Origin of the sequence: Micromonospora sp. Llam0 (assembly GCF_003751085.1) — a bacterium.
Taxonomy (GTDB): domain Bacteria; phylum Actinomycetota; class Actinomycetes; order Mycobacteriales; family Micromonosporaceae; genus Micromonospora_E.
This window is the reverse complement of sequence record NZ_RJJY01000001.1, coordinates 1-13,600: the sequence shown is the minus strand read 5'-3', so window position 1 is coordinate 13,600 and position 13,600 is coordinate 1. Positions and strand designations below refer to the sequence as shown.

General features: G+C 69.2%; 14 protein-coding genes. 9 read left to right on the top strand and 5 right to left on the bottom strand.

Features of this window, described 5'->3' with window-relative positions; genetic code table 11:
• Positions 1-150: 150 nt before the first annotated feature.
• Positions 151-960: a dimethylargininase gene (gene ddaH, locus EDC02_RS00075; protein WP_199757781.1), complete on the top strand. Its 810-nt coding sequence runs from the start codon at positions 151-153 to the stop codon at positions 958-960.
• Entirely contained in the window at positions 957-2,174 is a 1,218-nt protein-coding gene (gene rocD / locus EDC02_RS00070; RefSeq protein ID WP_123600148.1) for an ornithine--oxo-acid transaminase, read from the top strand. Before ddaH ends, rocD begins: the two co-directional genes overlap by 4 nt.
• A 90-nt stretch (positions 2,175-2,264) precedes the next feature.
• Here the strand turns inward: rocD and EDC02_RS00065 are convergent, their stop codons facing one another.
• Together EDC02_RS00065 and EDC02_RS00060 are read right to left on the bottom strand one after the other, a co-directional pair.
• Positions 2,265-2,903, bottom strand: a complete 639-nt coding sequence (locus EDC02_RS00065) for a hypothetical protein (RefSeq protein ID WP_123600147.1) — start codon at positions 2,901-2,903, stop codon at positions 2,265-2,267.
• 67 nt (positions 2,904-2,970) lie between these two features.
• The gene (locus tag EDC02_RS00060; protein WP_123600146.1) at positions 2,971-3,657 is read right to left on the bottom strand and encodes an HNH endonuclease family protein; all 687 of its coding nucleotides are present in this window, start codon (positions 3,655-3,657) and stop codon (positions 2,971-2,973) included.
• Between the two features lie 235 nt (positions 3,658-3,892).
• Between EDC02_RS00060 and EDC02_RS00055 the strand changes: the two genes are divergently transcribed.
• From EDC02_RS00055 to EDC02_RS00040, 4 genes are all read left to right on the top strand, one after another.
• Entirely contained in the window at positions 3,893-4,720 is an 828-nt protein-coding gene (locus EDC02_RS00055; RefSeq protein WP_123600145.1) for a DUF72 domain-containing protein, read from the top strand.
• Between the two features lie 185 nt (positions 4,721-4,905).
• Positions 4,906-6,042: an RNA ligase RtcB family protein gene (locus tag EDC02_RS00050; protein ID WP_370461399.1), complete on the top strand. Its 1,137-nt coding sequence runs from the start codon at positions 4,906-4,908 to the stop codon at positions 6,040-6,042.
• A complete protein-coding gene (gene prfH / locus EDC02_RS00045) occupies positions 6,039-6,659 on the top strand; it encodes a peptide chain release factor H (RefSeq protein WP_123600143.1) in 621 nt (206 codons plus the stop codon). The genes EDC02_RS00050 and prfH overlap by 4 nt, the downstream gene beginning before the upstream one ends.
• 24 nt (positions 6,660-6,683) lie before the next feature.
• Positions 6,684-7,172 (top strand): SRPBCC family protein, encoded by a 489-nt coding sequence (locus tag EDC02_RS00040; protein WP_123600142.1) that lies wholly within the window; start codon positions 6,684-6,686, stop codon positions 7,170-7,172.
• Positions 7,173-7,270: 98 nt separating this feature from the next.
• Here the strand turns inward: EDC02_RS00040 and EDC02_RS00035 are convergent, their stop codons facing one another.
• The 3 genes from EDC02_RS00035 to EDC02_RS00020 form a co-directional block, all read right to left on the bottom strand.
• Positions 7,271-7,858: a hypothetical protein gene (locus EDC02_RS00035; RefSeq protein WP_123604355.1), complete on the bottom strand. Its 588-nt coding sequence runs from the start codon at positions 7,856-7,858 to the stop codon at positions 7,271-7,273.
• Positions 7,859-8,520: 662 nt separating this feature from the next.
• Positions 8,521-9,321 (bottom strand): NPP1 family protein, encoded by an 801-nt coding sequence (locus EDC02_RS00025; RefSeq protein WP_233605654.1) that lies wholly within the window; start codon positions 9,319-9,321, stop codon positions 8,521-8,523.
• Positions 9,322-9,424: 103 nt separating this feature from the next.
• Positions 9,425-9,724, bottom strand: a complete 300-nt coding sequence (locus EDC02_RS00020) for a SelT/SelW/SelH family protein (protein ID WP_233605653.1) — start codon at positions 9,722-9,724, stop codon at positions 9,425-9,427.
• A 123-nt stretch (positions 9,725-9,847) separates the two neighbouring features.
• On the opposite strand from EDC02_RS00020, the gene EDC02_RS00015 reads away from it, so the two are divergent.
• The 3 genes from EDC02_RS00015 to EDC02_RS00005 all read left to right on the top strand — a co-directional run.
• Positions 9,848-10,441, top strand: a complete 594-nt coding sequence (locus tag EDC02_RS00015; RefSeq protein WP_123600139.1) for a helix-turn-helix domain-containing protein — start codon at positions 9,848-9,850, stop codon at positions 10,439-10,441.
• Between the two features lie 376 nt (positions 10,442-10,817).
• A complete protein-coding gene (locus EDC02_RS00010) occupies positions 10,818-11,549 on the top strand; it encodes a transposase (RefSeq protein WP_233606310.1) in 732 nt (243 codons plus the stop codon).
• Positions 11,550-11,936: 387 nt separating this feature from the next.
• On the top strand, positions 11,937-13,600 hold a 1,664-nt coding region (locus tag EDC02_RS00005), incomplete at its 3' end, for a reverse transcriptase/maturase family protein (protein WP_233605652.1).

Genomic DNA, 13,600 nt, shown 5'->3' with positions numbered 1-13,600 from the left:
TCACACTCGGCAATGACGCAACGATTCGCCGCTAGAAGCAACTCCTGGCAATGGTTTCTGCGGGTACCAGCCCTTAGCGTGGAGAACAAGCGCCAGCCCACGGCCACCGCCGGGGCGCGCCTTCGACCCACAGGAGCCAACCGCATGACGATGCACGCCACCCGCCGGCAGTACCTGATGTGCCGGCCGACGTACTTCGCCGTGGAATACGCGATCAACCCGTGGATGGACCCGGCCCGCCACGTCGACCGGGAGCTGGCGATCGCGCAATGGAACCAGCTGCGCCGGACGTACCTGGAACTGGGCCACACGGTCGACGAGATCGAGCCACTACCCGGCCTGCCCGACATGGTCTTCGCCGCCAACGGCGCCACCGTCATCGACGGCCGGGCCCTGGCCGTGCAGTTCCGCGAGCCGCAGCGGGCCGACGAGGCGCCCGCCTACCGCGACTGGCTGGAACAGGCCGGCTTCCCGGTACACGAGGCCAAACACGTCAACGAAGGCGAAGGCGACTTCCTGGTGGTCGGCGACTACCTGCTGGCCGGCACCGGGTTCCGCACCTCGCACGCCGCGCACGCCCACGCCCAGGAGGTGTTCGGCCGCCCCGTGGTCACCCTGCAACTGGTCGACCCGTGCTTCTACCACCTGGACACCGCGCTCGCGGTGCTCGACGAGCAGACCATCGCGTACCTGCCGGAGGCGTTCTCCCCGGGCAGTCAGGCGGTGCTGCGCCGGCTGTTCCCGGACGCCGTCACGGCCAGCCTGGCCGACGCCGCCGCGTTCGGCCTCAACGCGGTCAGCGACGGCCGGCACGTGGTGCTGCCGGTGCAGGCCGACGGGCTGGCGGCGGCGCTGCGCGAACGCGGCTACCACCCGATCGGGGTCGACCTGTCCGAGCTGCGCAAGGCCGGCGGCGGCCCGAAGTGCTGCACCCTGGAGCTGAGGGGGTCGAGCCGATGATCGTCGACGGGATGCTGCGGACACCGAGGGCGGTACGGGACGCCGAACGCTGGACCGCGCACAACTACCACCCCTTGCCGGTGGTGATCAGCGAGGCCGCCGGCGCCTGGGTCACCGACGTCGACGGGCGGCGCTACCTGGACTGCCTGGCCGGCTACTCGGCGCTCAACTTCGGCCACCGGCATCCGACCCTGACCGCCGCCGCGCACGCCCAACTGGACCGGCTCACCCTGACCAGTCGGGCGTTCACCCACGACCGGTTCGCCGACTTCTGCCGGGAGCTGGCCGAACTGTGCGGCAAGGACATGGTGCTGCCGATGAACACCGGCGCCGAGGCGGTGGAGACCGCGATCAAGGTCGCCCGCAAGTGGGGCTACCAGGTCAAGGGCGTACCGGACGGGCAGGCCACCATCGTCGTGGCCGACGGCAACTTCCACGGCCGGACCACGACGATCGTCAGCTTCTCCACCGACGCCGAGGCCCGCGCCGACTTCGGGCCGTACACCCCGGGGTTCCGGATCGTGCCGTACGGCGACCTCGCCGCGCTGGCCGACGCGATCGACGAGACCTGCGTCGCGGTGCTGCTGGAGCCGATCCAGGGCGAGCAGGGCGTGGTGGTGCCGCCGGACGGCTACCTGACCGGGGTACGCGACCTGTGCACCCGCAACGACGTCCTGTTGCTCGCCGACGAGATCCAGTCCGGGCTGGGCCGTACCGGGGCGACGTTCGCCTGCGACCACGAGGGCGTGGTGCCGGACATGTACATCCTGGGCAAGGCACTCGGCGGCGGCATCGTGCCGGTGTCGGCGGTGGTCGCCGACCGGCCGGTGCTCGGGGTGCTGCGCCCCGGCGAGCACGGCTCGACGTTCGGCGGCAACGCCCTCGCCTGCGCGGTCGCCACCGAGGTGGTCCGGCTGCTGGCCACCGGCGAGTACCAGCGCCGCTCGGCGGAGCTGGGCACCCGGCTGCACGCGGGGCTCGACGCGCTGCGCGCCGAGGGACGGCTGCGCGCCGTCCGTGGCCGCGGGCTGTGGGCCGGGCTGGACCTGGACCCGCGGCGGACGACCGGTCGGCAGGCCTGCGAACGGCTCGCCGAGCGGGGCGTACTGGCCAAGGACACCCACGGTGCGACGATCCGGCTCGCCCCGCCGCTGGTCGTCGACGACGCCGACGTGGACTTCGCCATCGAACAGCTTTCCCACGTGCTGCGCTGAGCACACCGGCCGTCCGGGGGGCGATGCGCCGCCCGGCCGGGGGCCGGTCGTCCAGGCAGGCACTGTCCGGGTCAGCAGGCCCGGCCCGGGTCAGTGAAACACGATGGCCCGGCCGCAGGCGATGCTCGCCCGGCACGCCTCGTGCAGGGTGAGCCACGCCTGCGTCTCGGCGGAGAAGTCGGTGCCGTCGGGCACCGCGAACAGCCGGGCCGCCTCGGTGTCCGGCAGCTCCCCGGCCGGGTCCAGCCGGACTCCGAGCGCCGGAGCACAGCGCCGCAGCTCGGCGAGCAGAGCCTGACCCGACCCGACGATGCCGCCGCCGGCCACCCCGGCCTCGGCCGGCAGGAACACCGGGTCGCCGAAATCGGCCGGCACGTAGTAACCGGCGGTGTCGGAGTGGCACAGCAGGTGTGACTCCAGCATGGACGCCTGGTCGTCGATCAGCTCCCGGTCGGCGGTGAGTCCACTCACGTCGATGATCGGGGTGACCGGCCGGTCCAGATCCACCAGGGCCAGCACCCGGCGCAGCTGGTGCAGCCAGCTGGTCGGCAGGCTGCGCAGGTGCGGCCGGGTCGACGGCACCGCTGCGGCGTACTGCTCCTGCCAGCTGACGCCCTCGGCGGCCAGCGCGGCGCTCAACTGGTCGAGGGCGGCGCGGCTGCGCGCCGCCCCCTCGTCGTCGATGCCGGACAGTGCCGTGGTGATCCCGACGGTTACCGCAAGACTCATGCGGGGCAGGGTAGCCGGGCTGCCCGACGGCCGGTGAGGTCAGCAGGTGGCCAGCACGCCCGCAGGGTCAGCAGGTGGCCAGCATGCCGGACAGGGCGGACTTCTCCGCGCTGTCCACTGTCATGTCGTAGTACCACTTCACCTGAATCCAGGCCCGGGCGTAGGTGCAGCGGAACGAGGCGAGTGGCGGCTGCCAGTCGGCCGGGTCCTTGTCGCCCTTGGCCTGGTTGACGTTGTCGGTGACCGCCCACAGCTCCGGCCCGCCGAGGTCGTTGGCGTACGTCTGGCGCCGGGCCGTGGACCAGGCCCAGGCGCCGGAACGCCACGCCTCGGCGAGCGGCACCATGTGGTCGATGTCGACGTCCGACGCCTGCGTCCAGGTGGCCCCGTCGAACGGGCTGTACCAGGATCCGGAGGTCGGGTAGCAGCTGCTGTTGACCACGACGTTGCTGCCGTCGCGCTTGAGCACCTGCTCCCGGGTGTTGCAGCTGCCGGTGATGGTGATCCAGTGCGGGAACAGCGACCGGCTGTAGCTGGACTGGTGCGACTCGGCGGCCACGGTCAGCGAGTTCAGCCGGCTGAGCGCGGTGCTGTAGGACGGGATGTTGGGCGGGGTGGCCTGGGCGGGGACGGCGGTCAGAGTGAGGGCGACGACGACGACCGTCGCGGCCACGGCGGCGCTGACGGCGCGGCGGACACCGATGGCGGGTCGGGCTCTGACTGTGGGTCGGGCACTGACGGCACGGCGGGCCATGGGGACTCCTGGCGTCGCTGCCCACTGCGGCCGGGTCGGGTGCTCCGGCCTGGGGTTACGGCGGGCAGGTCGACACCAGGAATCTAAGCCTCTCAATTACCTTGATCAAAACAGGTCGATGAATACGGCGTTAAGTCCAGCGCTCCAACCGGGTGGCTCTATCGTTGTCGCCGTGCCGAGCAGCGACACCGCCTCCCCGTCGCCAAGCAGACCCCGGCTGCACGTTGGCTGTGCGATGTGGGCACACAAGTCCTGGCAGGGGCGGCTGATCGCGCACCCGCTACCGCCGGCCGAACGGCTGCGCCACTATGCCGCCTGGTGCACCGCCGTCGAAGGCAACACCACCTTCTACGCCACCCCGACCCGGGAGACCGTCGCCACCTGGGCGGCGCAGACCGACCCCGACTTCCGCTTCGTACTCAAACTGCCGAGGACCGTCACCCACGACCTCCGGCTCACCGACGCCGACGAGCCGTTGCACGCCTTCCTCGACGCGATCGCGCCGCTCGGGCCGCGTACCCATGCGGTCTGGGCCCAACTGCCGGCGTCGTTCGGCCCTGACGACGTGCCCGCCCTGGCCCGCTTGCTGCGCCGACTCCCCCGCGACCACCGGTACGCCGTCGAGGTCCGCCACCCGGCGTTCTTCACCGACCCGGCCGCGACCCGGCTGCTCGAAGGGGTACTGACCGACGTCGACGCCGAGTGGGTGCCGTTCGACACCACGACGTTCTTCGCCGCCGAGCCGACCAGCGACGCCGAACGCGACGCCTGGGTCAAGAAGCCCCGCGCCCCGCTGCGCACCCGGACACTGACCGACCGGCCGATCGTGCGCTACCTCGGCCGCGACGACGTCGAGCAGACCGTCGCCGGCTGGCGGCACTGGGTCGAGGCATCGGTGGCCTGGCTGCGGCAGGGCCGCTCGCCGACGGTGTTCATCCACACCCCGGACAACGCCGACGCGCCGGCCCTGGCCCGCCGCTTCCACGACGAGGTACGGGCCGCGCTACCGCAGCTCGACCCGCTGCCCGAGCCGATCCCGGCACAGCCGCTGACCCTGTTCTGACCTGCGTCGCCCTCACCTGCGTCGTTCTGACCCGCAGCGTGCCGCCGGTCCCCCGCAGCAGGCTTCGAGCAAAATGCGTTGCCCCGCACGGGTCGGCTGCGCGACCATCACGATCATGACGTTCTGAGAAGCATCTGCCGCGCATCGCAGCCCGACCATGCCTTCTCCGAGCAGAGAGCGTCCTTTTGTCTACTGTGCAGATATTCGCCACCCAGGACAGCTGGATCGAGTCAGCTGCCCTCGACCAGTGCCACCAGGTCGCCGCCCTCACCGGCATGATTCACGTCGCCGGAATGCCGGACCTGCATCCCGGCAAAGGCGCCCCGATCGGTGCCGCGATGACATCAACCGTGCTGTACCCGTACCTGGTGGGATCCGACATCGGGTGCGGCATCGCGGTCTTTCCGATCACGCTGAAGCGGGCCGTCGCTGCCAAGCTGGCCACGCGCTTCCCCGACCTGGACCGCCCGCTACGGATCGGCGACGGCGATCCGGCCTGGGAGGTTGCCGACGGCGACGTACCCGCCGGGCATCTCGACGGCCTCGGCACCGTCGGCCGGGGCAACCACTTCGTCGAGCTGGCCCGGGTCGACGCCGTCGCCGATGTCGTGCACGCCGGCCGGCTCGGCGTAACCACCGGCGATCTCGTGCTGGTCGTGCACAGCGGTTCCCGTGGTCTCGGCGAACGGATCCTGCGCGCCCACACCGACGTGCACGGTGCCGGCCCGGCCGCCGATCCCGGCGAGTACCTGGCCCGGCACGACCAGGCCGTACGCTGGGGGTCGCTGAACCGGCGGCTACTCGCCGCCCGGGTCGCCCACGCGCTCGGGGCCGCACCCACCGAACCGATCGTCGACCAGTGCCACAACCTGGTCGAGATCCGGGACGGCAGGTACCTGCACCGTAAAGGGGCGGCCCCCGGCGACGGCCGGGACGTCCTGGTCGCCGGCACCCGTGGCACCGCCTCCTACCTGGTCGCCGCGCACGCCGGACCGGACGCCAACTACTCGGTGGCGCACGGCGCCGGCCGCAAGATGTCCCGCGCCGATGCCCTGCGCCGAGGCCGGGTCAAGCACACCGTGGCGGAGCTGCGCCGTACCCCGGTCGGCTCGGTGGTGGTGTGCGGCGATCGTCAACTGCTGTTCGAGGAGGCGCCGACGGCGTACAAACGCATCGAGCGGGTCATCGCCGACCTGGTGGCCCACCGCCTGGCCACCCCGGTGGCCAGCACGGTCCCGCTGGTCACCTACAAGACCGCCGACAACGGCACCGGCACCCGGCCGGACCGGCGGCCGCGTCACCGTGGCCGAGGCCAGCGGTGACGACCGCGTCCCTGCTGCTGTCCGCCGGGCGTGGTCCGCAGGAATGCGCCTGGGCCGTGGCCCAACTGCTGCGTCGGTTGGAAGCCGACGCTGCCGCTCAGCGGCTGACCACCCGCCGGACCCGGACCGTCGTCGGCGACCGGCCAGGCACCTACCGGTCGGCGCTGGTCCGCGTCGACGGCAGCGGAGCCGAGGAGTTCGCCGCCTCTTGGACTGGCACCCTGTGCTGGCAGGCACCGAGCCCGTACCGGGCCGGGCATGGCCGGAAGAACTGGTACGTCACCGCCCAGCCGTGCCAGGTCGGCCCGATCCCGACCGTGTTCCGGGAAGCGGACGTCGACATCGTCGCCTGCCGCACCGGCGGGCCTGGTGGCCAGCACCGCAACAAGGCCAGCACGGCGGTGCGGGCCACCCACCGCCCGTCCGGGCTGGTGGTCGTGGTCGACACGGAACGGCGATCGCAACTGAACCGTCGCATCGCCCTGCGACTGCTGCGTGAACGGCTCGAACACGGTGACCTGCTGGCCTCGCAAGCGATGGAGTCCGACCGCTGGCGGATGCACGACGCGCTGGTGAGGGGCGACCCCATTCGGATCGAGCGCCCGCGCCGCACCTGACCGTCGGTGGCGGATGATGGGCCGATGCCTGTGGTCGAAGCAGTGGTCACCGTCCCCGTACCGCCGGATCTCGCCTTCGCGGTGTCCCAGACCACCACGCCGGTCCGGCACCGTTGGGACCCGTTCATCCGGGCACAGCACTTCGTCGACGGGGCCACCCGTCCCGGCAAGGGCGTCCGTACCTTCACCCGGTCCCGGCACGGCCTGACGATGATCAGCGAGTACGTCTCGTACGCTCCGCCGACCAACGTCGGCATGAAGATGGTGCGTGGTCCCTGGTTCTTCGAGATGTTCGCCGGCGGTTGGCGGTTCGCCCCGGCGTCCGAGCCCGGTCACACGGTGGCGACCTGGCGGTACAGCTTCCGCTGCCGGCCGGCACCGTTGCGCCCGGTCGCCGACCGGATCGGGTTGTGGCTGCTGGGCCGCGACATCCGCCGACGCATCACCGGCTACGCGGCCGGTTGCGCCGATCCGGAGGTCGTCGCCGCCGCCCGCCGGTCACTGTCCGACTGATCCTGGTCGATTCTCAGCGCCTCGGGGCCCGACGCAGCGTGAGGGCCGGACCCCGGGTACGGGTCCGGCCCTTCGCGCTGAGCTTGGGGCGTCTCGGGTCAGCTGTTCCAGTGCTGGGCGACCAGCTCGGCGGCCTGAGTCTCCCACTGCGCGTAGTGGTCCGGGTACGCCGACACCTGCACCGCCTGGGCGGCCTCGGTCAGCGGCATGTCCTGCCAGCCGTCGACGGCCTTGAGGGCGTCGAGGAACGCGGTGGTGGAGTACTCCACGTCGGTGATCTCCTCCACCGTGCCCCAACCCGACGACGGACGCTGCTGGAACAGGCCCTGCGAGTCGTGGTCGTTACGGTCACCCAGGTGACCCAGGTTCTCCAGCTTCGACTCCTGCAGGGCGGTCGCGATGGCGACCACGGCGGCCCGCTCGTCCATGCCGGCCTTCTTCGTCGCGGCGATGATGCCCTTGACGTTGTCGGTCTGCTCGCCGGACAGGTCGATCCGGGACTGCTCACCCTGCACACCGTGCGGGGTCAGCGTGCCGGCGTCCACGCCACTGCTGGCGGCGGCGGACACGGGTGCGGCCAGGGCGGTGGGGGCGTGCTCGGCGGCCAGGGCGGGCGCGGCGATCGCGCCGCCGGCCAGGGTCAGCCCGGCGATGCCCAGGGCGGTGTTACGCAGGCTGGTACGCAGGGTACGGGTGATGATCGTGGTCATGGGGGGTCCACCTTCCGTTTGCCGAGGGGGCACACCCGTCACGGGCGGGTGTGCGGTAAACGGTCATCCGGGTGGTACGGGGGTCAGACGTGCGATGTCGGCTCGACGCGGCTCCGGCACGCCCCACAGGCTGGGGCGCGGGGGCGCTGCTGCGCGCCGTGACCATGTACAACCACGCCGGCCCGCCGACGATTCCCGACCGGGCCCACCCACTGACCGGGCCGACCAAGTCCACCGACCAGGCTGCCTGCCCGGGCCGGAGCCTGACTGCCGCCCGGCGGCCGCGGGCCGGATTGCGTGGCGCGACCATGCACAACGACCCCGCCCACCGGATCATTCCGCGCCGGCCTGAGCCTCAGCCGGGCTGAGCCTCAGGAACCGCGCACGTTCGGCGCACAGCGTCACCCTTGGCGCCCAAGGGCAGCCTGACGCTCATCGAGGTGACGCTGACGCACGCTATTTCCGCGTTTTAACGTGCGTCAGCGTCACCTCGATGAGCCCACTGGCGACGGAGCGGGAGACCGGGCCGCACCAGAGCCGTCGGGCAGCCGGCTGAGGAGTGGTTGATCTGGGCGAGACTGATGCCACAGGTGCATCAAGATGCACCTGTGGCATCAAGCCAGTGCACACATCATGGGTCAAGCCCAGGGGTCGAAGGGGATACCTGCCGGTTTTGACCGGTTCAGCAGATTACGAAACCGGTCGTCCTGATCGGTGATCTTGATGCTGGCAGAGCCGAAGTCGGCGGTCATCAACCGGTCCCGCAGCGCGGCGCTGGGCCAGCCGTTCCAGTCGACGACCGGCGGAAACCGCCAGGTGCCGTAGTGGTTCTCCGGTGGGTCGTCGTTGCTGTTCGCCAGCCGGAAGTTGTGCGAGCCGAAGGCGCCTTCCTTGTGGTAGACGACCTTTGGATGCGTGCCGTCGAACCGCACCGAGGACCGCGGATAGGTCTGCACCTCACCGTGCACCGTGCGGGACACGTAGTCGACCCGGTCCGACGCCTGGTTCACCCAGGAGACGACGTGCTCCCAGTCGTGCCGGTGACCACAGCAGCCCGGCAGAATCTGGTCCTTCTCGAAGTAACTCGCATACACGATGGCGCACCAGCCGTTGTTGCACTTCGACCTGGCGTACGTCTGGGTCCGGTCGAGATCGGACTGGTCGCGGCAGTTGCCGTTGACCGCCCCGGTGGTGTTCAGTCCGCCGTTGAGGGTGCCGTCGGGGGCGATCGCCGCGACCGGGTAGCACCCGTCGCCGTCGTAGTCGTAGGCCGGCGCGAACGTCAGCTCGTAGCCGCCGGCGGACTGGGGCAGGTTGGGCAGGTTCGCGGCCCGCGCGGCCGTGGCGGGAGCGACGACCAGCACAGTGGACAGCGCTGCGGCGGCGATCCAGTTCCGGCTGCGGATCGCCGTCCGGTTCGGGCTGGTGGAATGGCGCAAGACAGACTCCCTGGGTGACCGAGGCGACCAGCGTATTGTGGTCGACGTCGATATCCAAGGAGTTGACTACCGGTGGCCGTACGGTGCACAGCCGAGCGGCGGATCAGAGCCCGTGCGGCAGGGCCCGGTCGGTGTGGCCGAGGCTGAGATCGGGCGCGATACGGTCCCGTACCAGTCTTTTCAGCTCGGGGATTCCCGGGAAGCCGCTCTCCCCGCGCGACCAGATCGTCTCGCCGTCCAGCCGGACCTCGAACACCCCGCCGGTGCCCGGCACCAGCGCCACCTCACCGAGCCGCAGCGCGAATGTGGTGAGCAGCTCCTGAGCTGTCCACGCGGCGCGCAGCATCCAACGGCACTGCGTGCAGTACTCGATCTCCAACCGTGGCTGTTTGGTAGTGGTCACCAACCGAGTATGCCTGCGCCGGGCACCGGGTCGACAAGGTCGGTGCCGGGCATGTCCGGCACGGCACCGTCGGCCGGGCCACCGTACCGGCAAACGCCTTTGCCGGTCTGACAAGCTGGTGGTATGGACGACGGCCTCGACCATGCCCTCGACTCGGTCGGCCCCCGACTGCGGGCGCTGCGCAAACAGCGCGAGACGACCCTCGCGGAGCTGTCGGCTGCCACCGGCATCTCGGTGAGCACCCTGTCCCGGCTGGAATCCGGCACCCGCCGACCCACCCTGGAGCTGTTGCTGCCCCTCGCCCGCGCCCATGGGGTCAGCCTGGACGAGCTGGTTGACGCGCCACCGACCGGCGACCCGCGCATCCACCTGCGGCCGGTCACCCGCTTCGGGATGACCCTGCTGCCGCTGAGCCGACGGGCCGGTGGTATCCAGGCGTACAAGCTGATCATCCCGGCACGCAGCCCGCGCCGGGAGCCGGAGCTGAAGACCCACGAAGGCTACGAATGGCTGTACGTCCTCGACGGGCGGCTGCGCGTCCTGCTCGGTGAGCACGATCTGATCCTCTCCCCCGGCGAGGCGGCGGAGTTCGACACCCGGGTGCCGCACTGGTTCGGCGCGGTCGATGACGAGCCGGTCGAGTTCCTCAGCCTCTTCGGCCAGCAGGGCGAACGCGCCCACCTGCGCGCCCGCCCGAAAGCGAAGGACAGCGGCTGAGTCAAGCCGGTGGTGCCGGTCGGCCGCGCGAACCTCGACCTCCTGCTCGATGGTGGTCTCGGTCGTCATCTGGCGCATCTCCCTTGATCAGCAGATCCGCCGTTAGTTGTACACACCCCTACGTGGCATTGCGGCTTGGTGGCGGTACGCGCCGGTTGCGGCAAGGGCTGGTGGCGGTGGCCGAGACAGACCTACTGCGGTGCTCCAGCGCCCCGTGCCCAGCCTCCCCCAGTCAGTGGGAGAATTAGGTCATCGAGGCCGGTAAGGGAAAGATGCACCTGGCCTGCAAGGATGTGAGTGTCGAAGTCATATCCATAGCAGAAACGGGTGCACCTTTCCGGTGAGTAAGAGTACGGGATGGGCCACACGGTTGCGGGTGGCCGTGGGCGGCAAGGGTCTGGTCGGGCACGCGGGCGCGGTGTTGCTGCGGCAGTGCGCGGACCGGACCGGTCTGACCTCGGCGTTGAACAAGGTCCTGCCGCGCGGGAGCGGGCCGGGGTGGTGGGACCGGGGCACGGTGCTGGTCTGTCTGGCGACCGCGATCGTGCTCGGCGCGACGAGCATGTCCGATATCGGGCTGTTGGCGCATCAGGCCCTGGTGTTCGCGGATCCGCCGTCGGAATCGACCGTCCGCCGCGCTCTGGCCGGGCTGGACGAGACAGCGTTACGCCGGATCGCCACCGCGCGGGCGAAGGTCCGCGCCCGGGTATGGGACCTCCTCGCCCGCCGGCCGCAGGGATTTCCGTGGCTGACCGTGGCCGGGAAACCGTTGACCGGGTGGGTGGTCATCGACATGGACGCCACGTTGATCACCGCGCACAGTGACAAGCAGGGCGCGGCCGCCACCTTCAAGAAGGGCTACGGACACCACCCCCTCGGGGCGTGGTGCGCCAACACCGCGGAAAGTCTGGCCATGCTGCTGCGCCCCGGCAACGCCGGATCGAACACGGTCAGCGACCACACTGCGCCACGAGGCGCTCTGTCATATCCCCAGCACAGTTGGGAAGAATTCGAAGGGAAATTCTTGGGTCCAATGGCTCACCTGGATCTGAAAAGTGAAGGGAACCGTAGCATGCCAGGAAATCACCGCTCGTGTTCAGACGCATGAAACGAGGCGACGAGGGACCCGCGCGTCATGGTTAAAGCTGGATTGCCTGAACCCCAATTCCCGGTAGGTGAAGCGGCTGACTCCCGCCGGAAAGGCGTCTGCAACCGGCGTCACGCTCTGCGTCGACATGATGTGGTGGTCGGCGCAACCTTCGGAGCGTGGAACGGCTCCCAGCGAGGGAGATCAAGGGAATGAGTGGGGAACCTAAAACGCGCTATTACGTATGACAGGGACGAACGTGGGATCACCTGTCGGGTGCGAACCCTATGGTGACAGAGGCCCCGTATTAGTCGTCGGAGTCACGCCCGACCAGGGAGGACGGGAAGGCCGTCCACAGGGCGAAGGGGGCCAGGTGGCTGGATACTCAACGACCGTGAGGTATGCGTAATGCAGAACGCCGAAATGGTGCTGAATGTCCTACGTGAACGCGGAAGGCGTGGCCTGCCGTGCAACGAACTGTACCGACAACTGTTCAACCCGAGCCTGTACCTACTGGCCTACGGCCGAATCTACTCCAACGACGGAGCGATGACGCCTGGGGCCTGCGGAGAAACCGCCGACGCGATGTCTTTGGCCAAGATCGACCGCATCATTGATGCGATGCGCCACGAACGCTACCGATTCCAGCCAGCACGACGCGTCTACATTCCCAAAAAGAATGGAAAACGGAGACCCCTGGGTCTACCGTCATGGTCGGATAAACTCGTCGGCGAAGTCGTCCGCCTTCTGTTGGAGGCGTATTACGAGCCGCGATTCTCCGATCGCTCACACGGTTTCCGTCCCAACCGTGGCTGCCACACCGCACTAAACGAAGTGGCAACCACCTGGACTGGGACGACCTGGTTCATCGAGGGAGATATCGCCGACTGTTTCGGAAGTCTTGACCATGAGGTCATGCTGTCGATCCTGGCGGAAAACATCCACGATAACCGGCTCCTCCGGCTCATCAAACAGATGCTACAAGCCGGGTACTTGGAGGACTGGGAGTATCACGCAACACTCAGCGGCGCCCCGCAGGGTGGTGTGGCATCACCGATCCTTTCCAACATCTATTTGGATCGGTTGGACAGATTCGTCGAGACAGTGCTCATCCCGCAGTACACCCGAAGGGCTGGCAGAACACCCAACCCTGCCTACCACAGGATATCGGCCGCTATCAAACGCGCTTACCGGCGCGGCGATCGGATAGCGGCACGCCGGCTGCGTGTGGAACGACGTGGCATGTCCGGATGGGACACTCATGATCCCGAATACCGGCGGCTACGATATTCCCGTTACGCAGACGACCACCTCCTCGGGTTCATCGGACCCAAGGCCGAAGCCGAGCAGATCAAACAACGCCTGGCCCAGTTCCTGCATGACGACCTCAAACTGGACCTGAGCCAGGACAAGACCTTGATCACGCATGCCCGCACCCAGGCTGCGCAATACCTCGGCTACGAGGTCACCGTCCAACACAGTCAGTGCCGCCCCAGCGTCAACGGCAGCATCTGGCTGCGGGTTCCCCGGACGGTGATCACCGCCAAGATCGCCCCCTACCTCGAACGCGGTCAACCCGAGCGCCGCAAGGAGTTGATGAGCTGGGACGACCACGCCATCATCAGCACCTACGACGCCGAGTACCGGGGCGTGGTTCAGTACTACCTGCTCGCCGGCGACGTGTCGAAGCTGAAACGGCTTCGGTGGGTCGCCGAAACGTCGATGCTCAAGACCCTGGCTGCGAAGCATCGCTCGACGGTGATGAAGATGGCCCGCAAGTACAAGGCCAAAATCGTCACACCGCACGGGCCGCGCACCTGCTTCCAGGCCATCGTGGCACGGCCGGGCAGGAAACCACTGGTCGCCAGGTTCGGTGGTATCCCCCTGAAACGGCAGAAGAAGGCGGCCATCAACGACCGCCTACCAGCCCCGATCACCACCCGTCGTAAAGAGCTGGTCATCCGGCTCACGGCGGGACAGTGCGAGTGGTGCGAGCGACGCGGCCCGGTGGAAACCCACCCAGGTCCGCAAGCTCGCCGACCTCGACAAGCCGGGGCGACCACAGCCCGCGT